Here is a 22,164-nt window from a genome sequence, read left to right on the forward strand (position 1 = left end):
TGATTTTCCAACCATTTGTTGTAAGGTATTTCGGGGAGATAAGATCGGGTTTTGTCTTTCTCGCTGATTATACTGATTACTTTGATTTTACTTTTTGATTTTTTTAAGATGATTAATAAGATGAGAAAAATGAAGAAGGGAGACAAAAGCAGAACGCTTCTATCTCCCTTAATCATCTATAAAATCCTTTAAAAAATCAAAAAGTAAAATCAAAGTAATCAGTATAATCAGCGTAATCAGCGAGAAAGACAAAATCCGCTAGAACTCCGCACTCTTCGGGGTCCGCGGAAAGGCGATTACATCGCGGATGTTCGTCATGCCGGTAACAAACAGCATCAGGCGTTCGAAGCCTAAGCCAAAGCCTGCGTGTGGTGCGGTACCAAAACGGCGGGTATCCAGGTACCAGCTTAGTTCTTCTACTGGTACGTGCATTTCTTCCATACGTTTTACCAGTTTGTCGTAGTTCTCTTCACGCTGTGAACCGCCTACCATTTCACCGATGCCGGGGAACAGGATATCCATTGCCCGTACGGTTTTATTGTCGTCGTTGAGCTTCATGTAGAAAGACTTGATCTCTTTAGGATAATCGGTTAAGATCACCGGTTTCTTAAAGTGTTTTTCTACCAGGTAGCGTTCGTGCTCGCTCTGCAGGTCGGCGCCCCAGTCCTCGATCAGGTACTGGAACTTCTTGTTCCTGTTATGCTTGCTGTTTTTCAGGATGTCGATGGCTTCTGTGTAGGTAATACGTACAAACTCGTTATGCAGTACAAATTCGAGCTTTTCAATCAGGCCCATCTCACTGCGTTCCTGCTGTGGTTTTTGTTTATCTTCTTCGGTGAGGCGGTTAGCCAGGAAGTCGAGGTCATCACGATTGTTATCAAGTACATATCCGATAACAGACTTGATAAATGCTTCCGCCAGGTCCATATTATCTTCCAGCTCATAGAAGGCCATTTCCGGTTCAATCATCCAGAACTCCGCCAGGTGGCGGGCTGTGTTGGAATTTTCAGCACGGAAAGTTGGGCCAAAGGTGTAGATATCACCAAATGCCATAGCACCCAGTTCGCCTTCCAGTTGCCCGGAAACCGTGAGGTTGGTGGATTTACCGAAGAAATCTTCTTTGTAATCAATATCGCCGTTTTCGGTCAGGGGCGGGTTTTTCATGTCCAGCGTGGTTACACGGAACATTTCACCGGCGCCTTCTGCGTCGGAAGCGGTGATAATAGGCGTGTGCAGGTATACGAATCCGCGATCGTTAAAGAAGCGGTGTACTGCAAATGCCAGTGCATGACGTACCCGGAAGATGGCGCCGAAGGTATTAGTACGGAAACGCAGATGCGCTATTTCACGCAGGTATTCCAGGCTGGGCTTGTTCTTCAGCTGCAGCGGGTATTTTTCCGGATCACAATCGCCCAGTATTTCCAGGGTGGTAGCTTTTAATTCTACTTTCTGCCCTTTACCCAGGGATGGTATAATTTCGCCGGTGGCGCTAATAGCCGCGCCGGTAGTGATACGCTTCAGCAGCGCGGGGTCCGTATCCTCAGTATTAATTACAATTTGTAAATTATTATTGGTGGAGCCATCGTTCAAAGCTATAAACTGGTTGTTGCGGAATGAACGCACCCAACCCTTAACTGTAACTTCGTAATGCGCCTTGTCGTCTGACAAGATTTGCTTGACTTTCACCCTTTGGCTCATAATATATATAATTTTAGGACTGCAAAAATAAGTGGAAAACTTCATAGTAGGTAGTACGGGTTCCGGCCTTTTTCCGGGATGCCACTGCAAAGGAAATGTTAAAAAAGAGGGGTTAAACAGGCGCTACCCCAGTATAAACAAGGGTTTGGGCGCCCGGCTAACAGTACGATACAGCCCGGGGAAGAGCGGTTTTAGGGGCCACTTTGGGGCAATTTGCACTTAAATATTTTTGGATAATAGTAAAACTTGTTTTAATCTTGCGGTATATTCTGCCTGATTAAGTTCATTTTTCCATCTTCATCGGCAGTTCCTAAACTCAATCATTCCCTATCAAATTTAATAAGCTAATTAAATTTATTGACTCAAAAACAATTATTTGTAATTGGTGTATGTTGGTATGCAGTGGTACCCGCCTCACAACACTTCTAAAATTTGACAACACAGATGATGTACGACATCTTACAACTGAACGACATGCTCGTTCCTGAGCTGCTTGATATTGCAGAGAAACTGGACGTTCCCAACGCAAAAAAACTGAACAAACAGGACCTCATCTACAAAATTCTTGATAAACAAGCAGTATTAGCCTCAGAAGATAACCAATCCAACGGAGACGAAAAGAAAGCACGCAAACGCAAACCTGTAAAGAAAGACGAAGCAAACAACGCTGCTGAAGAACCTGCTCACGCTGAAGAAAAACCGGCTGCTAAGAAACCAGCAGCAAAAAAAGCTACCGGAACGAAATCAAAAGATAATGAAGAAGACGAGAAACCGGTATCTTCTGCCAAACCTAAAATAAAAGATTTTGAAATAGACCTGGACAGCATTCCTTCTCTCACTTTCGATGATGATGATGATATCATTATCCCTTCTTTTACAGAAGACGAAGATCCGGAAGAGGAAGAAGAAGTGGTAGTGATTCCTCCGGCAGAAGATGAGCTGGATGAAGACGACGATTTTGTAGTACCCGGAGAAATCCCGGTAGCGCCTGCAGCACAGAAGAACCGCTTCCCTAACAAGAAAGAACCAGTTTTCAATATAGAATTTGATGGTGTTATTGTAAGTGAAGGCGTACTGGAAATGATGCCCGATGGCTACGGTTTCCTCCGCTCTTCCGATTATAACTACCTCAGTTCCCCGGATGATATTTACGTATCTCCGTCGCAGATTAAACTCTTCGGCCTCAAAACCGGCGATACCGTGAAAGGCTCTGTACGTCCGCCTAAAGAAGGGGAAAAGTACTTTGCTTTGTTGAAAGTGGAAACAATTAACAACAAGTCGCCGGAAGAAGTACGCGACCGTGTACCTTTCGATTACCTGACACCACTGTTTCCTTTCGAAAAACTGAGATTAACCACTACTTCGAATAACTACTCCACGCGTATCATGGATATGTTTACGCCTATTGGTAAAGGACAACGCGGACTGATTGTAGCGCAGCCTAAAGTAGGTAAAACCATGTTACTGAAGGAAGTAGCCAACGCCATCGCTACCAACCACCCGGAAATTTACCTGATGGTGGTACTGATCGATGAGCGTCCGGAAGAGGTAACAGATATGGAGCGCAGCGTAAAGGCAGAAGTGATTGCCTCTACCTTCGATGAACCAGCTGAAAAACACGTGAAAGTATCTGCCATCGCGCTGCAAAAAGCAAAACGCCTGGTAGAATGTGGTCATGATGTAGTAATCCTCCTGGATTCCATTACCCGTCTCGCCAGAGCGCACAATACCGTGGCACCTGCTTCCGGTAAAGTACTGAGCGGTGGTGTGGAAGCTAACGCCATGCAGAAACCAAAACAGTTCTTCGGTGCGGCACGTAAAATAGAACATGGTGGTTCACTGACCATCCTGGCTACCGCATTGATCGACACCGGTTCTAAAATGGACGAGGTGATCTTCGAAGAATTTAAAGGTACCGGTAACATGGAACTGTTGCTGGATCGTAAACTGGCTAACAAACGTATCTTCCCGGCGATCGATGTTTCTGCATCTTCTACCCGTCGTGATGACCTGTTGCTGGATAAAGATTCCCTGAAACGTATCCACATCCTGCGCAACCACCTTGGTGATATGAACACAGATGAGTCTATGCACTTCATGCTGCAACATATGCGCGGAACCAAAAACAACGAAGAATTCCTGATCTCTATGAACAGCTAGAAACAGGTTATCTTATAAAAGTAAAAACCCGTTACGGACAACCGTAACGGGTTTTGCTTTTATAAGATACTGGCTATTGTTTTTTCTGCTGGCCGGGTGCAAATGGTTTGGCGGATTTAGTGCCATAGATCTTTTTTTGCTGACCGGGTGGTAGTCCATGCGGATTGCCTCCGGGATGAGTAGTTACACAGCCACTGTAAATGATGGCAGCTGCAAAAAGCGACAGTACAAGTTTTAGGTTTCGCATGACAGGTTGTTTTAAGAGAATATCCATACAAATGCAAAAATCCCGCCACAGTATTACTGCGGCGGGATTATCCAATCTATCTAACCTTATAACTATCTTACATAAAACATCATATGATGCTTAGAATATCCAGTTTACACCAACCTGAAATTCTTTAGGGAAATCGAAGTTAAAAGTGCTGGTGTTGGTTTTAACACCTGTTGGTTCTGCTTTCTTCTGATCGTAAGCGTAGCTCAGACCACCGAATGCACCTTCCAGCATGAAATGTTTGCTTACGAAGTAAGTGATACCAGGCAATACTCTCACGGAGAAACCGTTGTAAGTAGCTGTTTTTGTATCATCAGTTTTGTCTGTACCAAAGTGGTAGCCGGCATTGGCTTCAGCGAAGAATGCAAATTTGCTTTCACCGATCATGTGGTAGTTACGAACAAAAACGCCCGGAGTGATATCGGATGATTTGGTTTTAACACCTGCAACATTTTTGTCGTTGCTGAATTCTGATCTTGCAAATACACCGATAACCCAGTTAGGAGTCAGTGCCACACCAACTTTCGGGCTGATACCGAAGGAAGTGCTGGTGGTTTTGTTGTCTGTGTCTTTTACTTTCTGTGAGCTGGTCGTAACATTCAGATTACCTCCTAAAATTACATCGCCTTTCGAAAACTGAGCCTTTGCTACTTGTGTGCCGAACAGTGCTACTGCGGCCAATACAATCAACTTTTTCATCTGTCGTTAAATTTAAATATTCATTAAAACTATTCCTGTGTTATTGGTTCTTCTACATACGTTCTAGCAACCCTGGTTGATGTTTGGTCGATATCTTAAGCCATTAAAAAAAATGGTCAGTACTTGTTTTTCACGAGCCATAAAGCATTTCAGCGCTTCCCGGTCGTGCGGATCAAAACCTGCTGCCTGCCACTTGCACCATATTACCCATAAACCGAATAATACATTTACCAGCAGCTGCGCCGTGAGCTCCGTATCCGTGTCTTTGTTGAGTTCCCCGCTGCTCACCCCTTTCGAAATGGTAGCTGAGAGAAAAGATATTTCCACCTGCTGCAGCAACTCAATCGTTTGCCGCATCCGACTGGAAGGAACATCCTTGATCCATTCGTTTACACCAAACAGAAAATGATACTCCAGCAACATTTTTTCCTTCAATGCGAGGTAGCGATCCATGATATCCGCGGTGCATCGTGCTTCTTCCACATATGCCGACATGTCAATAAAACAATCGGCTATCATACGCTCTACCACCGCCACATAAATGGATTCTTTATCTGAAAAATAATAATACAAAGAGCCTTTTGAAATTTCCAGATCTCTGGCTATCTCCTCCATGGTGGTTTTCGACAACCCAAACCGCTTGAAGCGCTTTAACGCCGCTTCCAGAATCATCGTTCGTTTCAGGTCCTGTTCCGCCATAGTATGATGCAAACCAAAACTGACTGTTTGACTATTTCGTTTTGCGGGTCAAATGTACGACCAAAACTAAAACCACCAAATTTTTTTGTTAAGAAATTGTTACGTACCCTTCACGCAACACATTAAAACGAAAGAAAAAACCCATCGAAATACTTACACGTTCACAAAAACGTTGGCAAATCGTTAACTAAATCGAAAGTATGACCCCGGAAAAATTGAAATTGTATAATTACCGGGAAGGGATATACGAAGCGGAACGACTAATGATGTGCCATTTTGTGTAGCAGATCACGTTGTCTTTTTTCAGTGATATCTAATGTGGTACCGCCTTTCAGCACTACCTTCCCCGAGGGGCCATCCAGGTGACTGATGTTGGATATCTGGATCATCTGGTTGTTATTGATCTGGTAGAAGTGGAGGGACGTAAAAAGATCAGCATAGTAGCGGAACGACTGTACTGCCGTAATCAGCTTACCGGAGTTTAAACGGAATATACAGTTATCGCCTTTTACCTCCAGGTATTCGATAGCGGGAATATTAATAGTATAGGCCTCCCCGTTAGTAGCAGGGATCAACAGCTGCCAGGCCACTGGTTTGCTGTTATTGAAATTTTCCAGTAATACACGGTAGCGGTCTTTGCTGCTGCCGGTGTTAATCCGTTCTGTTATGAGCGCCACTGCCTGCAACAGGCTTTCTTTGTCAATAGGCTTCAATATCAGTTCCACATCGCTGAAGCGGATCACATGCAGGAACTTTTTTTCAAATGCGGTTACAAATACTGCTTCAAAAGGAATGTCGGGTAGGGTGCCGGCCAGTACGTCGAAGCCGGTGCCATCAGGCATTTCCAGGTCAAGAAATACCAGTTCGGGGCGGTGCGCTTTAATCTTTTCGATGCCATCCGCACAGTCGGAGGCCATGTCGGCAATCGTAATTTCGGGGCAGTATTTACCGAGCATTAACGCAATGATGTCCCGGCTGTTTCTCTCGTCATCAATTATAATAGCCTTTATCATAAAAAAGTAACATTAACGGATACACTAAATTATAACTGGGGGATCAGTATTTTAACGATCGTGCCGCTGTCCGATTCATCTTCAGATGATCTGTCAATAATTTCTATATGGATTTCAGTATTATACATTTTGTTCAGCAACTCTGCACGGTTCTGGCTTATTTCCATACCGGACGACTGATGATGCTTTGGCAGCATGCGCAATGATTTGGAACGTGCAATGCCAATTCCGTTATCTGCGATCACACATTCCAGCATATCCGACGCCACCTGGTTAAAGTAAATGGAAAGCTTTCCTGTTGGCTGTTTGGGATTAGTCATACCATGCTTTACGGCATTTTCTACATAAGGTTGCAACAGCATTGCGGGGATTTCCAGTTCGGCGGTGGCAATCACGGGGTCTACTACTATTTCATACTCCATCCGGTTTTCAAACCGCATCTTTTCTAACCCAAGATAAGTATTCAAATAGGTAATTTCATCTGCCAGCGATATAAAATTACGCCGGGAAAAGTCCAGGGTTTTACGGATCAGGTAAGAAAAATCGGAGAGATATTTCTGCGCATACTCATAATCCCGCTGCATTACAAACAATTGTATGGAATTCAGGCAGTTGAAAATGAAGTGCGGATTGATCTGGGCCCGGATGGCTTTGAGCTCAATTTCTGTAAGTTTCTTATCGTATTCTGTTTCCAGTTGCTTTTTCCGCTGCTCCTCCAGTTCCTGCTTTTTGCGCAGGATTTCTGTGGTTTGTTCTTTTACCAGCTCTTCCAGCTGCTCATTCAGCTTCCGCTGCAGCTCTTTATTTTTATTCAGTTGCTTAATCAGGAGTTCCTGTGTACGGGTTCTTTCCAGGTGTACCAGTTTATTGCGGTAACTCAGCCCCGCAAGGAAAAACATGGCCTGTAACAATACGCCGCCTATCAGCAGGATAGTGGGCGCCGCCAGTTCTCCCAGGGCGCCGAGCAGCCCCAGTGGCCGCACATGCATCAGGAAAGAGCCCAGGCAGGCCAGGTATAAACATACGGATCCATACAAAAAGAATCGCACCAGCGGATGATGGCGGGAGCGCCGCGCCAGTGCCACAAATACTGCCAGCAATGGTACCAGCGTTACAAAATATACATAACTGTATATGATGGTAGGCATATGGTATTGGCCTATCCTGATGAAATACACGCATAGGATGATCAGTCCCCCTACTATTGCCGCTACCCATGTAAATGCCCGTTCCATAAAAGGATACCGCTCGGTCAGGTTAAGAAAGGCATTGCCAAATAGCAGGTACATCAGGTAAAAGCAAAACAGCAGGCCCGGAATGTCCCAATAGTATTTCAACATGGGCCAGCGGTGGAAAAAAGACAATTGGTAAGGCTTATCGTCCAGCCGTAAGGCAAAAAAGAGGATCAACCCAAGTATATAGGTCGCAAAATAGATATACGATTTGTCGGGTAATTGGATATAATTAATAATGGAAATGCTGAAAAATACCAGCAGCATACCCAGCAATACCTGGATTACCACGGCCTCCTTACGGAAGCCATCCAGTTGTTTATCCCGGAAAACGCCATAGGCTTCAGTGTTGAAGAGTGCCGGCATCAGGGCGCCTTCGTTGTACGACTTATTGATGATGTGAAGGTAAAACGTGCGAAGCGCTCCTGCCGGTACCTGTACGGCAAACGCGTAGTGGTTCCATCTTTCCACCCCTCCCTTATCCAGCATTAAACCGGTTTCCATCAATAGCCGGGGCTTATCACCCGGCGTTTGCACATACCAGTACATATAGTCGTGCCAGCCTGAAAACAGCTGATAAGAGAGTGGTTTATTGCTTTTATTTTTTACGGTAAGTCGCAGCCAGCAGTTATTAACCCGTCCGTTATTTTGGGTATTACTATGAAAGATGCTTTCCTGCCGGGTAAAAGGCATGTTGGCAGCCTGCTCCGGGCTCAGGTGCTGCTCGCCGGCTGTCAGCACGTACATATAAGGCCGCAGGTCCAGATTCGCGGGGGCGAAAGCAGTATCAGTGATCAGGGTGTCTACTGGGGTACGATCTACAGTGGCAAAGGATTCTGCAGTGTAACAATACAACAGCAGCATTAGAATAATGCGCTTCACAAAGTGTAATATAAGTTTGGTTATAGCAATTTGTCAATAGCTTTTGCCATTGCTTCATCCTTAGCGGTGATGATATCACCGGCATCATGTGTGCTCAGGAATATTTCCACTTTATTATAAACGTTGCTCCAGTTAGGATGGTGGTCCATTTTCTCTGCAATCAGTGCAACCTTGGTCATAAATGCAAATGCATCCCGAAAATCTTTGAATTCAAAAGCCCGGTAAAGCTGTTTATTTCTTTCTTCCCACATAAAAAATCAGGAATTTAAAAAGTAAAAAAACATCGGGTCTGTCATGGAATCTGGTCAAAATACTACCGCTGATGCGTTGTGCCTCTTCTAAAAAATAAGGTTCATCTTATTTTTGATATCTCTGATATCAAGTAAAGATACTAATTGTACAAGCGGAACAAGGCGTAATTCTTCTAATAATTTTTTTACATCGCCGGGTTGATAGTAATCACCCTTTATCATCCACAGAAAATTGATCTGTTTAAGTTCCGGCAACAGGAATTCTGCCTGGCAGCGATTGTTGTAAAAATAGTGCGCTACCGAGTTGGTAGGTTCGTGAAACTCAAATACGGGAAAATGAAAGGATCTTGTTTTTTTAGACAGGGCGATTTCCAGGTTGTTATTTACCCTGAAATTGGTATGCAACTGCCGGTTAATATGCCAGCACAACTGATAATCCCGCGTGGTGGAAGCAATGCCTATTACGTAGGTACTTTCAAAGAAGTCCTCTACCAATTGGTCGTTATCCAGTTTAAGCTTGAGTATTGTCATATAGAAAAGTAGCGCTGCACCCGGTCCGGATGTTGAATAAAAATTTATCCTTTCTTTTTACTGCCCTTTTTTAAAGGTTGTCCCGGGTCCCAAAATACGGCTTTAAAATTTTCTATTTTATCTTCTTTTACAACTACGCCTTCCTGTTCCAGTAGTTCCTGCATCAGGGTAGGGGTGGCAAAATGACTCCGGCCGCTGAGTTCTCCTTTGCTGTTTACCACACGATGCGCGGGAACAGCCGGTTTGGCGCTGCCGGCTGCATTCATTGCCCAGCCTACCATGCGGCCGGTGAGTTTTAAACCGGAAGCGTCGGCAATGGCGCCATAAGAGGTTACCCTGCCGCGCGGTATGGTACGTGCAATTTTAAAAACCGTTTCAAAAAAAGAAACCGGCTCAGCGGCTTTCTTTTCCTTCGTCCCTGCGACGGGCAAGGAGTGCTGATCTTTCGGGTTCGGGTACTTTTTCATAATTAAAAGGACAGTGCTTACAGCCATTGCCACAACAGAAGCCCCGGTCGAGGTGGAATTTTTCGGTAAATACCATATAGCCCTGGGCATTATAGTAAAAATCAATCTTCTCCACCAACGGTTGCTTCATCGGAAGGCAGTTTAATGCTTTGCCAGTTCAACGGTGCAGCAGGCAATTGAAATTTGAGATAACGGATCGTTCTGCCATCGGCGAGGTGCATGCCTTCATAAAAGGTCTGTATCTTCAGCAACGGCGGTACTTCCGGTAATGCATATACATCAGGAATATCTTCTATCAGGGTGCATCCGGCCGCGGCAATTACTTCCTGCGTGAAAGCATACAGCTGCGGGGAGTCCGTTTTCAGGTTGATGGTGGCTCCCGGCGCCAGCAACGGCTGGAACAGCTGCAGGAATTTAGGATGCGTTAACCTTTTCTTCGACTTGGAATTGCGCAGGAAGGGGTCGGGGAAGGTAATCCAGATGTCCTTTATTTCTCCCGGCGCAAAATAATTAGGGAGCTTATCTATTTGTGTACGTAAGAAGGCCGCGTTTGGCAGTGGTTCTTCAAGTGCCGTTTTGGCGCCTCTCCAGATGCGATTGCCCTTGAGGTCCACACCCAGAAAATTCTGATCAGGAAACAGCCGGGCCATGCCCAGGGTATAATCTCCTTTGCCACAGGCCAGCTCTAATGTAACAGGGTGGCTGTTTTTGAAGAATTCATTCCATTTTCCCTGCATACCTCCCGGGTATATCAATACATTAGGGAAGGTTTCGATTTCAGCAAATCGTTGTAATTTTTTTTGTCCCATTTGCCGCAAAAGTAAGCCGAAAGAAGAAAATATAAATGGGATCAGGAGGGGAGCGGAAGAAGTTTACTTTCCCGGGAACTCTTTCAATTCGCTGAGGCCTTTATTTGCTTTTGCTAATTTATTGATAATCAGTTAATTGTAATAATGCTGCGCATTCCCCCAATAAAAAAAGCCCGTAAGCATGATAACTTACGAGCTCTTTAAACCAATTAAGCTGTAGGAGGAGGAGTCGAACCTCCACGGGGCAGTTAGCTGTAGCACAAGTAAGATTAGTGGTCAACCCAATTATACTACGTTTATCCTGTGATCCCCACCCTCGAGACAAGAGGGCATGTCTGCCAATTTCATCATCCCACAATGTGTTTGAATCGTTACCAGCTGTTGCTTTCCGTGAGCCGTTTTCGTAATGATTATGATGCAAATCTAAAGAGAAGGTGACTTTCTTGCAAATTTTTTAAGAAGAATTTTGGAATTTTCGATATTTTTTAAATATTTGCATATAACTTTAAAACAATCAAAAACAAATTGTAAAAATGAGCCACAATTTGAATATTGACAAACTAGATTTGCAGATTATCAGCGAGATGATGTCTAATGCTGAGATCTCCTACGCCGACCTGGGGAAGAAATTGTTCGTTTCCGGCGGGACTATCCACGTGAGAATGAAGAAATTACAAGAACTGGGTGTAGTTAAAGGTACTAAATTACATGTAGATTTAAAAATGATCGGCTATGATGTGATCGCTTTTATCGGCATTTATCTGGAAAAAAGCTCCATGTACGACACGGTAGCCAAGGAATTAAGAAAAATACCCGAAATGGTACGCCTTAACTATACAACGGGCAGTTACAGCATGTTTGCAGAAATTATCTGTAAAGATATCACCCAGCTCCGCCGTATCCTCCACGATGAACTGCAGAAAATTAAAGGCATTGAGAGAACTGAAACCCTGATTTCCCTGGAAGAAAGCTTTTACAGAACAATTAACGTGGTAGAATAATTAGTTTTTAAGGATGAAAGGCTTACCCTGTTGCTATTTCATTCTTAATTATTAATTTTCGCCATGGTTACAACAGAAATCGCCGAAAAAATTCAACGGCTGGAAGAAAAGTATGCCGCCATGGGCCAGAACCTGTCATCCTACCTGGATGGCCTTCTGTACGCGGACTACCTCACTTATTGGGATTATATTCAGCTTGATGTATTGCTTAATCTGCAACATCCACGCACACCAATTCCTGATGAAAGAATATTCATCATCTATCACCAGATCACGGAATTGTATTTGAAATTATCGTTGCAGGCAGTCGAACAAATCAGCCTTGCACCTGTACTGTCAGCTGAGATATTTAAAACCCAGCTTAAAAGGATCAACAACTATTTCCACAGTCTTATCAGCTCATTTGAAATAATGGTAGATGGGATGGACAAGGAACAGTTCCTGCAATTCCGCATGGCGCTGTTACCTGCCAGTGGCTTCCAGAGCGGACAATTCCGCATGATCGAGATCTGCTCTACCCGGCTAAACAACCTGGTATACGAACCCCAGCGCCCGGAAGTGGAAGGGCTGGAACTGAAAGACGTGCTGGACAAAATCTACTGGAGAAGCGGCGCCACCGAACTGGCTACAGGTAAAAAAACACTTACCCTCCGCCAGTTTGAACTGAAATATATGGATACCTTCCTGAAACTGGCCACTGAGTACAAAGACAGTAACCTGCTGGCCAGCTATAAAAAGCTCTCCCCCGCGGAACAAACGGAATTAATCCCCCTGTTAAAGGAGTACGATCTCAATGTAAACGTACGCTGGCCGCTGATGCACTACAAATCCGCGGTAAGATACCTGCATAAAAGGCCGGAAGACATTGCCGCCACCGGAGGCACCAACTGGCAGCAATTCCTGCCTCCAAAAAATAAACGCATCGTTTTCTTCCCCGAACTATGGACGGAAGAAGAACTCAACAACTGGGGTAAAATTGCTATGGGCGAGTAAAACGCCGTCAGATATCCTGCGTGGTAAATCTTCTTAAATAATAAGCCAGTAACGGTACATCCGCTTTTTCCAGTGGATGTGCCGTATCCGGCATCACCGTTAACTGCGCCAGCGGAAGGCCACTGTACACCTCAATGGTTTCATGGAAAGACACCATGTTGTCCCGGTCACCCATCATCAGCATACAAGGGGTTACTACCCGGGCATAATCGGCTGGCTTCAGCAGCGACTGATGCCCCAGTTCCTCTATCAGCTGTGCCGTGCGCGTCACCACGGTTTTCCAGTCGCTGGCAGTATGCCGGGCTTCCAGCACTCTGGCAAAAGCCGGCACCTTCTCTTCAATTAAATCCGGATTCAGCTGCCGTATCTCTTTTCCGGCAGTAGCCTCGTTCCAGTTAAACTTGGTGGCCAGCGTAATCACGCGCCCGGTCTTTTCCGGGTAATGCCGCGCCAGGTACATGGCTACATAACCACCCATGCTGTATCCGAAAATGTGTACAAAGTCGAGTTGATGGGTTTCAAGATAGGATAATACTTCCGCCGCAAATACCTGGATGCTGAACCCCTGCTCCGAAAAAGGCACATCGCCGTGCCCGCTGAAATTAATCAGGTGCACATCGTAATGGTCAGACATTTCCTTAGCCAGCGGTTCAAATTGGGAAGAGGCGCCCAGTGCGCCATGTAAAAAAAGTATGGGGAGTTTATGTGTTTGCATTGACTAAAACTAGCAAACATTTTGGATTTGCCTGTTTGATTATTTGAATTTTTCAGGGAGACAGCTATTTTTTATCTCCCTGAAATACCCAAAAAACAACATAACCAAATCATCTGGCCAGGTATGCTCCATCGATGGGATAGTAGCTGCCGGTTACGAAAGAGGATTGCGGAGAACTGAGCCATAATACCAGTTCTGCAACCTCTTCCGGCTTGCCCAGCCGGCCTATGGGATGCAAACCCACAAGTGCCTGCATCTCCTGCTGGCTCAGATGTTTGGTTAATAATGGGGTTTCAATAAATCCCGGCCCTACCGCATTTACCCGGACGCCTTTGGCGGAATATTCCACTGCCGCCGCCTGGGTAAGCCCTACCACGCCATGTTTGGCCGCCACATAAGCACAGGACCCTGCGAAACCTACCGCTCCAAGTATGGAGGCCATGTTCACAATTACACCGCTACCGGCCTTTTCCATCACTGGCAACTGATAGCGCATGCCATAAAAAACGCCATTGAGATTTATGTTAATAACTTTTTGCCACTCCTCCAGCTTATACTCACCCGTGGGCGCTGCTGCTCCGCCAATACCGGCATTATTACAGGCAATATCCAGCTGTTTGAACTCCGCCAGGGTTTTGGACACCAGTTGCTCACAGTCGGCCGGGCTACTGCTATCCGATTTTACAAAGATGGCCCTGCCTCCTTTGCTGCTGATCCCGTCTGCCACGGCTTTTCCACCCTTTTCATCAATATCACTGATCACCACAGCCGCGCCATTGGCGGCATACAGCTCCGCTACACATTTACCAATGCCGGAACCCGCGCCAGTAACCAGCGCTACCTTGTTTTTCAATTGGTCCATAACAATGTTTTTGCTCTAATAAACAATACAGCCCAATGAAATGTTCCTCATATTTTTTTATTATGTTTGCATAGATGTTGCCGATTAATTTTCTTCACTTAAGATGTCCCATCATCAAATCATGTTTTTTTAAATACTAGTAATGGAATACAATACCACGCGCAATTACCTGATAATGAAGGAATATGGCAGGAATATCCAGAAAATGGTGGAGTACCTGGTAACCATAGAAGACGACGAAGAGCGCCAGCGTAATGCTATGGCTGTAATAGAGCTGATGGGTACGCTGAACCCGCATTTACGCAATGTGGAAGACTTCAGGCATAAATTATGGGATCATATTTTTAATATCTCCGGCTTTAACCTGAAGGTGGAATCACCCTATCCAATCCCCACTATTGAAAAGCTCAGGGCCAAACCCGACAGACTTCCTTATCCAAAAAAATATCCCAGGAACCGTCACTTCGGTAAAAACCTGGAAATGATCATTGACAAAGCCGTACACGAAGATAATCCCGAAAAAAAGGAAGGATTTACCCAATGCATCGGTAACTATATGAAACTGGCCTACAGTAACTGGCACAAGGAAAGTGTACACGATGATGCCATCAAGGCAGAATTACTGGCTATTACAGACAACCAGCTGGAATTCCACCCGGGCCATACTGCCCATATTCCAGCCCCTGTAAGCTTTGTACCAAGCGGCAACGTAGCAGGCGCAGCCGACCAGTTCCGCTCCAGTAAACGCAAAAACTTCCAGCAAAACAAGTTCAAAAGCAGCAATAGCGGCAGTGGCGGCAGCAAAAGCCGGGATAATAACAATAAGCACAATAACAAATACAACAAAAACAGGAACAAGTGAGTAGTGCTTTTGAAGTAAGAGGCGGCAACCGCTTAAAGGGAGAAATTATACCCCAGGGTGCCAAAAACGAAGCTTTACAAATCATCAGTGCTGTGATGCTAACCCCCGAAAAGGTTACTATCACCAATATTCCGGATATAGTAGATGTAAATCTGCTGATAGAGCTGTTAGGAGATGCTGGCGTAAAATTGAATCGTATTAGCAGGGATACCTGCGAGTTTCAGGCAGATGCAGTAGACCTGAAATACCTGGAAAGCCCTGAGTTTAAAAAGAAATCCGGCCGTCTCCGTGGCTCGGTGATGATTGCAGGTCCGCTGCTGGCAAGGTTCGGACGCGCCTTCATCCCAAAACCCGGTGGTGATAAAATAGGCCGCCGCAGACTGGATACCCATATCATCGGGTTCGAGAAACTGGGAGCCAGGTTTGTATATGATGCGGATGATAACTACTTCCGCCTGGAATCTTCCGGAGGGCTCAAAGGCACTTATATGCTGCTGGATGAGCCAAGCGTTACCGGTACTGCCAATATTGTAATGGCAGCGGTAATGGCCGAAGGAACCACCACTATTTACAACGCTGCCTGTGAACCATATCTCCAGCAGCTGTGTAAAATGCTGAACCGCATGGGCGCCCGCATCAGCGGAGTAGGCTCCAACCTCCTCACCATTGAAGGCGTGAAATATCTTGGCGGCTGCGAACACAGCATGCTCCCGGATATGATCGAAATAGGCTCCTTCATTGGCCTGGCCGCCATGACGCAAAGCGAAATCACTATTAAGAATGCAGGTGTAGATAACCTGGGTATCATCCCGGAAAAATTCCGTCAGTTAGGTATCCAACTGGAAATCAGGGGAAACGATATTTATATTCCTTCGCAGGACTCCTACGAAATCCAGACATTTCTCGATGGCTCCATTCTTACCATTTCTGATCATCCCTGGCCGGGGTTTACGCCGGACCTGCTCAGTATTGTGCTGGTAGTTGCTACACAGGCAAAAGGCAGCGTGATGATCCATCAGAAGATGTTTGAAAGCCGCCTGTTTTTCGTGGATAAACTGATAGACATGGGCGCACAGATCGTATTATGCGATCCGCACCGTGCAGTGGTAATCGGTTTGGGCCGCCAGCACAACCTGCGCGGAATCACCATGTCATCTCCCGATATCCGCGCCGGGGTATCCCTGCTGATCGCTGCACTCAGCGCAGAAGGAAAGAGCACCATTCAGAACATTGACCAGATAGACCGTGGCTACCAATACATCGACGAAAGGTTGAGAAAGCTGGGAGCAGACATAAAGAGAGTATAAACAGTTGTTGATACTTCATCAAACCCAAATACCAGCAAAACATTTTACTGGTTTTTGGGTTTTGCATTTGAAGTAACCGCTACCTTGATTGTAATTAATAATGGAAAGAAAGATCATCATCGTTACCGCTCCTTCAGGCGCCGGTAAAACCACCATCGTGAAAAAACTGCTGGCTAACATGCCGGTACTGTCCTTTTCTATTTCCGCCAGCACCCGCACCCCGCGTGCCAGCGAAGTACACGGAAAGGACTACTACTTCCTGTCCTCCGATGAATTTCATCAGCGGATTGAAGAAAACGCCTTCGCAGAATATGAAATGGTGTATGCCGGTAAATATTACGGAACCCTGAAAAGTGAACTGGAGCGTATCTGGAACAACAACCAGATCCCGATGGTGGACATCGATGTAAAGGGCGCATTATCTATCAAAGAAAAATATCACGACAACGCACTCACTATTTTCATACAGCCCCCCTCGTTAGATGCCTTGCGCGTCCGGCTCAGTGAAAGAGGAACGGAATCACAGTCCTCACTGGACGAACGGCTCGCCAAAGCACGCTATGAGCTGTCGTTTTCCCATGAATTTGACCAGATTGTGGTGAACGACGAACTGGAGCACGCCTATGAAGAAGTAAAAAAACTGGTGACAGATTTTTTAAATATAAAATAGCGACGTGATCGTTGGTTTTCCTAATTCGTTATTTTTGTTAGGATGGACGGATACACAATAATTATTTTGGTTTTCCTGGTATTGCTGGCAGGCTTCTTTTCAGGTATCGAAGCTGCCTTTGCCAATGTTAACAAACTTAGCATTGAGCTCAAAAAAAAGCAAGGCAGGGCTACTGGCAAAATACTGGCCAGTCTGAATGAAAACCCCAGTCGCTTCCTGGCTACCAGCCTGGTAGGATTCACGATCACCATAGTTGTTTATGGGATCCTCGTGGCAGGCGTATTTCAGCCGGCGCTGGACACTATTATGCGGACGCCTGATTCCGCCAGCATTCAACCCTTTATTATTTTCGTTGAAATAATACTGGCCACCCTGCTGGTATTATTCCTTGGCTTTTTTATTCCACGGGCAATTTTCCGGTCAAGACCCGAAGCACTGCTCAGTTTCTTTGCACTGCCCGTTTCCTTAGTGGCCAAACCATTGTATGTGATCGGTAATGTACTCGCTTCGATCTCCGAATGGATGCTGAAATATTTGTTCAACGTCCGTATCGTGGAAAATGGTGAATCCTTCACCCGCGTGGATGTAGAACATTTTATCCGGCAGTCGCAACAGCACTTCGGGGAAAATAACCAGGAGCTGAATACAGAGCTGTTTGAAAATGCTTTGTCACTTGCACATGTAAAAATCCGTGGCTGCCTGATTCCCCGCAAGGAAATAGAAGCGCTCGAAATACACCGGCCACTCAGTGATGCCCGGAGTAAATTTATGGACACCAAACTATCTAAGATCATTATTTACGAAGGTTCCATTGATAACATCCTGGGCTACATCCACCAGTTGGATATGTTTAAGAGCCCGCCTGATATTAAAAGCATCATTCATCCCATATTGGCGGTACCGGAAACAATGAGCGCTATTGACCTGCTCAGTAAGTTCAACAAAGAACGTAAGAGTATTGCCTGGGTAGTAGATGAGTTCGGAGGAACGGCAGGTATCGTAACCATTGAAGATGTACTGGAAGAAATTTTCGGAGAAATCAAGGATGAACACGATGAAGAAGAATTTGTAGAAAAGCAGATCGCTGAAAAAGAATATATTTTTTCCGGAAGATTAGAGCTTGATTACTTGAATGAGAGATATGGACTGGACTTTCCGGAAGATGAAAGTGAAACATTGTCCGGATACATTATCAACCATCACGAAACCATTCCAAAGATCAAGGAACGCATTATAATCGATGATTATGAGTTTGATATTCTGAATGTTACGGATACCAGGATCGAAATGGTGAAGATGAAGATGTTAGTATAAGGGTTACCGTTAAATCGGTTGACTTATCTGATATTAATATGATATAATTATTTCCGTAATGTAATGGTTAACGATACAATAACAATTTTGCTAAAACGTTTTTAAAAAAAGTAGTAGGAATTTAACACGGATTGTATACATTTGCTCCAGATGATGTAACACAATGATTTGATTTTTGTTAAAAGGTTGTAAAAAAAGTGTTCCAACATTGATAATAAAATAATTCTTGTTATTTTTGTATTACAATATAAAACGCAACCAGGGATTCTTACTTATTCTGAACGCTTGCCATCAATTAGGTAAGTAGCATAACTGGAAGCTAAAGACATTCTCGAATTCAACTTTTTTGGGGTTAACAAACAATGGATGAAAGGCCGGCTCTTGATTCTTCTCGGGCTGGCTCTTTTTTTTCTCCCAACTGCTCCTACGCTTTTCTTCTTTTTCTTCTTCCTGATTTTTTCTTTTTACGTACATGCCATTGGCATAGTCACCACCTTCGATTAAAGCAATATTAAAATAGGGCACTTTATGGCTGCACACTGTAATTTGTAGTATGCAACAGCTATATTTGTGATCCTTAATAAGAAACTGTATTCAACATCGTTCGACCGTATAAAGTATGTTAAAGAAATTATTCGCAAGCAATGAGGATAAGGCAGAGATGTCTTTTTTCGACCACCTCGAAGATCTCCGGTGGCACCTTGTCAGATCGGCCCTGGCACTTGTTGCATTCAGCGTATTCGGCTTTTTATATACAGAGGAAATTCTGGACAACGTAATTTTTGGACCTACCAACGCCGACTTCCCTTCTTACGTGATACTATGTAAAATCAGCCATTGGATAGGCATGGGCGACCGGCTCTGTATTACGCCTGTAAAGGTCCAGTTTTTGAATTATAAGATGGTGGGGCAGATTATGCTGCAATTTAAACTGGCGTTCATGATCGGCTTTATTTGCGCCTTTCCGTACATTTTCTGGGAGTTCTGGCGCTTCGTAAAACCAGCGCTGAAAGAAAGAGAACTGAAAGGAGCAAGAGGCGTGATCTTCTGGGTATCTTTTCAGTTTTTCCTCGGTATCGGATTCGCCTATTTCCTGATGGCGCCCTTCACCATCAACTTCCTCGCTTCCTATACGGTTACGGCAAAAGCTGTAAACCAGTTTTTTATAGATGATTACTTTGATCTGATGACACAGATCGTACTGGGTATGGGGATCCTCTTTGAATTGGCCTATCCTCGTATTTTTCCTCACCAAACTGGGCATCCTCACACCGGATTTCCTCAAAGCTTACAGGCGTCATGCCATCGTGGTGATCCTGATCCTGGCTGCAGTAATTACGCCGCCGGATCTGATAGATCAGCTGATCGTATTTGTACCCTTATACTGTCTGTATGAAATCAGTATCTTTATATCGAAAAAGGCGCTGAAAGATCGTGAAGACAAGATGGCTAAAACAGATGTGGAAGAGTGGTCTTAATTATCTCTAACAGTTAATAAGATATTGAAAATGGAAAATATATTTAACCTGACATTGCCCGTGGCTATCGGTTCTGATCATGCAGGATATGAATATAAAGAAGAAGTAATTTCTTTCCTGGAGTCGAAAGGCCTGCAGGTAAAGGATTACGGCACCCACTCGAAAGATTCTGTGGATTATCCTGATTATGCGCACCCGGTGTCTACAGCAGTAGAAAGGGAACAAGCGGCCTTCGGTATTCTTATTTGCGGCAGCGCCAACGGGGTGGCTATTACCGCCAACAAACACCAGGGTATCCGTGCTGCCATCTGCTGGGGAGAAGAACTGGCCCGGTTGGCACGTTCACACAACAACGCAAATGTGTTGTGTATCCCTGCCCGTTTTGTGGATATTCCTGCAGCCAATCAAATGGTGGAAGTGTTTATGGGTACGCCGTTTGAAGGTGGCCGCCACCAGGACCGCGTACGTAAAATGGTTTGCCTGTAACGGTTTAAAGCCATATATCATTTTTTACTGTAACGAATACACGAAATTGTAGTAATATTAAAGAGCCGGCTTCCAACCGGCTCTTTTTATTTAATATTCATGTGAATCTGACTATAAAAAATTACTCCATGAGAGTTCTGTTTGCTGTCGCCTTACTGTTGCTGATGAATATTGCGCAGGCACAAACCAATAACGGGGTGGCTGCAGAATATGGTGAAACCATTACCGCCGCCGGTCTTAGCCGGCAACTGCACATTATAGCAGGCCCGGAAATGGAAGGAAGGGAAACCGCCACAAGAGGACAGGAGAGGGCTGCGGCCTATATCATCAGCCAGTTCTCAGCCGCAGGACTTCAGCCCGGCGCCCATGGGAAATGGGAACAATATTATCCCATCTATTCAGATAGTTTGCTCAAAAGCACTATCACCGTAGGTAATAAAACATATTTATTTGCACAGGACTTTCTCGCGGATCTCCGCTCCGGCAACAAACAGGATCTACGCGTATCCCGCGTATTTTATGCAGATGCAGGTGTAGTTACGGCAGATCACAATGATTATGAAAACATGGACGTAAAAGGCCAGGTAGTGATGATCAGGGATGATGTCAGGAAAGGATTGCAACGGGACCGCCGCAGCCTCGACGAGAGGATCAGCACCGCGAAAAATAAAGGCGTGGCTGCCTTACTGATCATCAGCCCCGCTGCCGGCAGATACCGCTCCCTGGAGCAGAAAAAGCTCCATACCACCGGACTTTACTGGCAAAAAGATACCTCCTGGAATCCAAATATTTATTATATCACCCCGGCTCTGGCCGCCGATATACTCCGTACCGATAAAGGCGATAATCTCCTCGAAGAAATAAACAGGGGCTGGAAGCCATCGCCGGTTACGCAAATACCGGTTCATCTTGTTTTTGATAAAGCAGCTACCGTTTTGCAACCCTCCAATGTACTGGCTTACCTGGAAGGCACCGATAAAAAAGAGGAAGTTGTTTTTGTGACTGCCCACTATGATCATCTTGGTAAAAAAGACGACGAAATTTTTTATGGCGCAGACGACGACGGATCAGGTACCAGCGCTGTGATAGAAATTGCTGCTGCTTTTGCACGCGCCAAAAAAGCCGGCAACGGTCCGCGGAGAAGTATGGTATTTATGACCGTGTCTGGCGAAGAAAAGGGATTGCTGGGCTCCCAATATTATACCGAGCATCCTGTTTACCCGTTGGCCAACACCGTAACCGATCTGAACATTGACATGATAGGACGCATTGATCCTGCACATGAAAAGGATACCAATTATGTGTATATAATCGGCGATAACAAACTCAGCTCTGAATTGCGGCCGGTTAATGAGAAAGCCAATGACACCTATACTCATCTTAAACTGGACTATAAATATAACGATCCCAACGATCCGGAAGGATTCTACTACCGCTCAGATCACTATATGTTTGCACAACATGGCATTCCCATCATTTTTTATTTTAATGGCACACATGCTGATTATCATGCCCCAACAGATACTGTAGAGAAGATCAGCTACGACCTCCTGGCGAAAAGAGCCCGCCTGGTTTTCTACACCGCCTGGGAAATTGCCAACCGCGAGCAGAAACTGGTGGTTGACCGGCACGAAAAATAACCAATAAGCTTAAATCTTCCAAAAAATCCCTGATTCCGGTATGGATGTACCGGCTAAATCCTTTTTGTTTTTTTTAACAAATTTTTTTAAATTGTGTATAGAGTCTCTTTTTAAAAAAAAT

General features: G+C 44.9%; 23 protein-coding genes and 1 pseudogene. 11 read left to right on the forward strand and 13 right to left on the reverse strand.

What is annotated here, in order from left to right:
- Positions 1-258 precede the first annotated feature (258 nt).
- Complete coding sequence (gene asnS / locus QFZ48_RS12185) at positions 259-1,698, reverse strand: asparagine--tRNA ligase (RefSeq protein ID WP_429042654.1); 1,440 nt, start codon at positions 1,696-1,698, stop codon at positions 259-261.
- Between the two features lie 447 nt (positions 1,699-2,145).
- On the opposite strand from asnS, the gene rho reads away from it, so the two are divergent.
- Entirely contained in the window at positions 2,146-3,858 is a 1,713-nt protein-coding gene (rho, locus tag QFZ48_RS12190) for a transcription termination factor Rho (RefSeq protein ID WP_429051561.1), read from the forward strand.
- A gap of 73 nt (positions 3,859-3,931) precedes the next feature.
- Here rho and QFZ48_RS12195 read toward each other — a convergent pair whose 3' ends face one another.
- The 10 genes from QFZ48_RS12195 to trmB all read right to left on the reverse strand — a co-directional run bounded on the left by QFZ48_RS12195 (position 3,932) and on the right by trmB (position 10,715).
- Entirely contained in the window at positions 3,932-4,105 is a 174-nt protein-coding gene (locus QFZ48_RS12195; RefSeq protein ID WP_370908637.1) for a hypothetical protein, read from the reverse strand.
- A gap of 120 nt (positions 4,106-4,225) precedes the next feature.
- Positions 4,226-4,831 carry an outer membrane beta-barrel protein gene (locus QFZ48_RS12200; protein WP_429042651.1) on the reverse strand — a complete coding sequence of 202 codons (606 nt, stop codon included), beginning with the start codon at positions 4,829-4,831 and terminating at the stop codon, positions 4,226-4,228.
- Positions 4,832-4,894: 63 nt separating this feature from the next.
- Positions 4,895-5,542 carry a TetR/AcrR family transcriptional regulator gene (locus QFZ48_RS12205; protein ID WP_429042649.1) on the reverse strand — a complete coding sequence of 216 codons (648 nt, stop codon included), beginning with the start codon at positions 5,540-5,542 and terminating at the stop codon, positions 4,895-4,897.
- Between the two features lie 248 nt (positions 5,543-5,790).
- The gene (locus QFZ48_RS12210; protein ID WP_370908634.1) at positions 5,791-6,543 is read right to left on the reverse strand and encodes a LytR/AlgR family response regulator transcription factor; all 753 of its coding nucleotides are present in this window, start codon (positions 6,541-6,543) and stop codon (positions 5,791-5,793) included.
- A 29-nt stretch (positions 6,544-6,572) separates the two neighbouring features.
- Positions 6,573-8,657 carry a histidine kinase gene (locus QFZ48_RS12215; RefSeq protein WP_429042647.1) on the reverse strand — a complete coding sequence of 695 codons (2,085 nt, stop codon included), beginning with the start codon at positions 8,655-8,657 and terminating at the stop codon, positions 6,573-6,575.
- 20 nt (positions 8,658-8,677) lie between these two features.
- Positions 8,678-8,908, reverse strand: coding sequence for a 4a-hydroxytetrahydrobiopterin dehydratase (locus tag QFZ48_RS12220; protein ID WP_370908632.1), 231 nt, complete (start codon positions 8,906-8,908; stop codon positions 8,678-8,680).
- A gap of 87 nt (positions 8,909-8,995) precedes the next feature.
- On the reverse strand, positions 8,996-9,439 hold the full coding sequence (locus QFZ48_RS12225; RefSeq protein ID WP_429042644.1) for an IPExxxVDY family protein: 444 nt from the start codon (positions 9,437-9,439) through the stop codon (positions 8,996-8,998).
- Positions 9,440-9,483: 44 nt separating this feature from the next.
- Positions 9,484-9,906 carry an MGMT family protein gene (locus tag QFZ48_RS12230; RefSeq protein ID WP_429042641.1) on the reverse strand — a complete coding sequence of 141 codons (423 nt, stop codon included), beginning with the start codon at positions 9,904-9,906 and terminating at the stop codon, positions 9,484-9,486.
- Positions 9,833-10,036 (reverse strand): DUF5522 domain-containing protein, encoded by a 204-nt coding sequence (locus QFZ48_RS12235; protein WP_370908629.1) that lies wholly within the window; start codon positions 10,034-10,036, stop codon positions 9,833-9,835. Before QFZ48_RS12235 ends, QFZ48_RS12230 begins: the two co-directional genes overlap by 74 nt.
- The gene (gene trmB, locus QFZ48_RS12240; RefSeq protein ID WP_429042636.1) at positions 10,008-10,715 is read right to left on the reverse strand and encodes a tRNA (guanosine(46)-N7)-methyltransferase TrmB; all 708 of its coding nucleotides are present in this window, start codon (positions 10,713-10,715) and stop codon (positions 10,008-10,010) included. The genes QFZ48_RS12235 and trmB overlap by 29 nt, the downstream gene beginning before the upstream one ends.
- 533 nt (positions 10,716-11,248) lie before the next feature.
- On the opposite strand from trmB, the gene QFZ48_RS12245 reads away from it, so the two are divergent.
- Together QFZ48_RS12245 and QFZ48_RS12250 are read left to right on the forward strand one after the other, a co-directional pair.
- A complete protein-coding gene (locus QFZ48_RS12245) occupies positions 11,249-11,716 on the forward strand; it encodes an Lrp/AsnC ligand binding domain-containing protein (protein WP_079471223.1) in 468 nt (155 codons plus the stop codon).
- A gap of 63 nt (positions 11,717-11,779) precedes the next feature.
- Positions 11,780-12,709, forward strand: a complete 930-nt coding sequence (locus QFZ48_RS12250) for a tryptophan 2,3-dioxygenase family protein (protein WP_429062447.1) — start codon at positions 11,780-11,782, stop codon at positions 12,707-12,709.
- 7 nt (positions 12,710-12,716) lie between these two features.
- Here the strand turns inward: QFZ48_RS12250 and QFZ48_RS12255 are convergent, their stop codons facing one another.
- The gene (locus QFZ48_RS12255; RefSeq protein WP_429042632.1) at positions 12,717-13,424 is read right to left on the reverse strand and encodes an alpha/beta fold hydrolase; all 708 of its coding nucleotides are present in this window, start codon (positions 13,422-13,424) and stop codon (positions 12,717-12,719) included.
- Positions 13,425-13,533: 109 nt separating this feature from the next.
- A complete protein-coding gene (locus tag QFZ48_RS12260; RefSeq protein ID WP_429042629.1) occupies positions 13,534-14,286 on the reverse strand; it encodes an SDR family NAD(P)-dependent oxidoreductase in 753 nt (250 codons plus the stop codon).
- A 142-nt stretch (positions 14,287-14,428) separates the two neighbouring features.
- Here QFZ48_RS12260 and QFZ48_RS12265 point away from each other — a divergent pair, with 142 nt between their 5' ends.
- The 8 genes and pseudogenes from QFZ48_RS12265 (at position 14,429) to QFZ48_RS12300 (ending at position 22,043) form a co-directional block, all read left to right on the forward strand.
- Complete coding sequence (locus tag QFZ48_RS12265; RefSeq protein ID WP_429042627.1) at positions 14,429-15,148, forward strand: DUF4290 domain-containing protein; 720 nt, start codon at positions 14,429-14,431, stop codon at positions 15,146-15,148.
- Entirely contained in the window at positions 15,145-16,455 is a 1,311-nt protein-coding gene (gene murA / locus QFZ48_RS12270; protein ID WP_079471218.1) for a UDP-N-acetylglucosamine 1-carboxyvinyltransferase, read from the forward strand. Before QFZ48_RS12265 ends, murA begins: the two co-directional genes overlap by 4 nt.
- Before the next feature lie 100 nt (positions 16,456-16,555).
- On the forward strand, positions 16,556-17,125 hold the full coding sequence (gene gmk, locus QFZ48_RS12275; RefSeq protein WP_370908623.1) for a guanylate kinase: 570 nt from the start codon (positions 16,556-16,558) through the stop codon (positions 17,123-17,125).
- Between the two features lie 42 nt (positions 17,126-17,167).
- A complete protein-coding gene (locus tag QFZ48_RS12280; protein WP_370908622.1) occupies positions 17,168-18,439 on the forward strand; it encodes a hemolysin family protein in 1,272 nt (423 codons plus the stop codon).
- Between the two features lie 661 nt (positions 18,440-19,100).
- A pseudogene (gene tatC / locus QFZ48_RS12285) lies at positions 19,101-19,586 on the forward strand (twin-arginine translocase subunit TatC); the annotation flags it as partial.
- Positions 19,587-19,659: 73 nt separating this feature from the next.
- Positions 19,660-19,917, forward strand: coding sequence for a twin-arginine translocase subunit TatC (locus tag QFZ48_RS12290; RefSeq protein ID WP_429062450.1), 258 nt, complete (start codon positions 19,660-19,662; stop codon positions 19,915-19,917).
- Positions 19,918-19,947: 30 nt separating this feature from the next.
- Positions 19,948-20,403 (forward strand): ribose 5-phosphate isomerase B, encoded by a 456-nt coding sequence (gene rpiB / locus QFZ48_RS12295; RefSeq protein ID WP_370908620.1) that lies wholly within the window; start codon positions 19,948-19,950, stop codon positions 20,401-20,403.
- 128 nt (positions 20,404-20,531) lie between these two features.
- Positions 20,532-22,043, forward strand: a complete 1,512-nt coding sequence (locus tag QFZ48_RS12300; protein WP_429042625.1) for a M28 family peptidase — start codon at positions 20,532-20,534, stop codon at positions 22,041-22,043.
- Positions 22,044-22,164 lie beyond the last annotated feature (121 nt).

This window comes from Chitinophaga sp. W2I13, assembly GCF_050434005.1.
GTDB lineage: Bacteria > Bacteroidota > Bacteroidia > Chitinophagales > Chitinophagaceae > Chitinophaga.

What these genes read in the sequence shown, in the direction of transcription:
- asnS (WP_429042654.1), bottom strand. Translation starts at nt 1,698, where the DNA reads ATGAGCCAAAGGGTGAAAGTCAAGCAAATCTTGTCAGACGACAAGGCG.
- rho (WP_429051561.1), top strand. Translation starts at nt 2,146, where the DNA reads ATGTACGACATCTTACAACTGAACGACATGCTCGTTCCTGAGCTGCTT.
- QFZ48_RS12195 (WP_370908637.1), bottom strand. Translation starts at nt 4,105, where the DNA reads ATGCGAAACCTAAAACTTGTACTGTCGCTTTTTGCAGCTGCCATCATT.
- QFZ48_RS12200 (WP_429042651.1), bottom strand. Translation starts at nt 4,831, where the DNA reads ATGAAAAAGTTGATTGTATTGGCCGCAGTAGCACTGTTCGGCACACAA.
- QFZ48_RS12210 (WP_370908634.1), bottom strand. Translation starts at nt 6,543, where the DNA reads ATGATAAAGGCTATTATAATTGATGACGAGAGAAACAGCCGGGACATC.
- QFZ48_RS12220 (WP_370908632.1), bottom strand. Translation starts at nt 8,908, where the DNA reads ATGTGGGAAGAAAGAAATAAACAGCTTTACCGGGCTTTTGAATTCAAA.
- QFZ48_RS12225 (WP_429042644.1), bottom strand. Translation starts at nt 9,439, where the DNA reads ATGACAATACTCAAGCTTAAACTGGATAACGACCAATTGGTAGAGGAC.
- QFZ48_RS12230 (WP_429042641.1), bottom strand. Translation starts at nt 9,906, where the DNA reads ATGAAAAAGTACCCGAACCCGAAAGATCAGCACTCCTTGCCCGTCGCA.
- QFZ48_RS12235 (WP_370908629.1), bottom strand. Translation starts at nt 10,036, where the DNA reads ATGAAGCAACCGTTGGTGGAGAAGATTGATTTTTACTATAATGCCCAG.
- trmB (WP_429042636.1), bottom strand. Translation starts at nt 10,715, where the DNA reads ATGGGACAAAAAAAATTACAACGATTTGCTGAAATCGAAACCTTCCCT.
- QFZ48_RS12245 (WP_079471223.1), top strand. Translation starts at nt 11,249, where the DNA reads ATGAGCCACAATTTGAATATTGACAAACTAGATTTGCAGATTATCAGC.
- QFZ48_RS12250 (WP_429062447.1), top strand. Translation starts at nt 11,780, where the DNA reads ATGGTTACAACAGAAATCGCCGAAAAAATTCAACGGCTGGAAGAAAAG.
- QFZ48_RS12255 (WP_429042632.1), bottom strand. Translation starts at nt 13,424, where the DNA reads ATGCAAACACATAAACTCCCCATACTTTTTTTACATGGCGCACTGGGC.
- QFZ48_RS12260 (WP_429042629.1), bottom strand. Translation starts at nt 14,286, where the DNA reads ATGGACCAATTGAAAAACAAGGTAGCGCTGGTTACTGGCGCGGGTTCC.
- QFZ48_RS12265 (WP_429042627.1), top strand. Translation starts at nt 14,429, where the DNA reads ATGGAATACAATACCACGCGCAATTACCTGATAATGAAGGAATATGGC.
- gmk (WP_370908623.1), top strand. Translation starts at nt 16,556, where the DNA reads ATGGAAAGAAAGATCATCATCGTTACCGCTCCTTCAGGCGCCGGTAAA.
- QFZ48_RS12280 (WP_370908622.1), top strand. Translation starts at nt 17,168, where the DNA reads ATGGACGGATACACAATAATTATTTTGGTTTTCCTGGTATTGCTGGCA.
- rpiB (WP_370908620.1), top strand. Translation starts at nt 19,948, where the DNA reads ATGGAAAATATATTTAACCTGACATTGCCCGTGGCTATCGGTTCTGAT.
- QFZ48_RS12300 (WP_429042625.1), top strand. Translation starts at nt 20,532, where the DNA reads ATGAGAGTTCTGTTTGCTGTCGCCTTACTGTTGCTGATGAATATTGCG.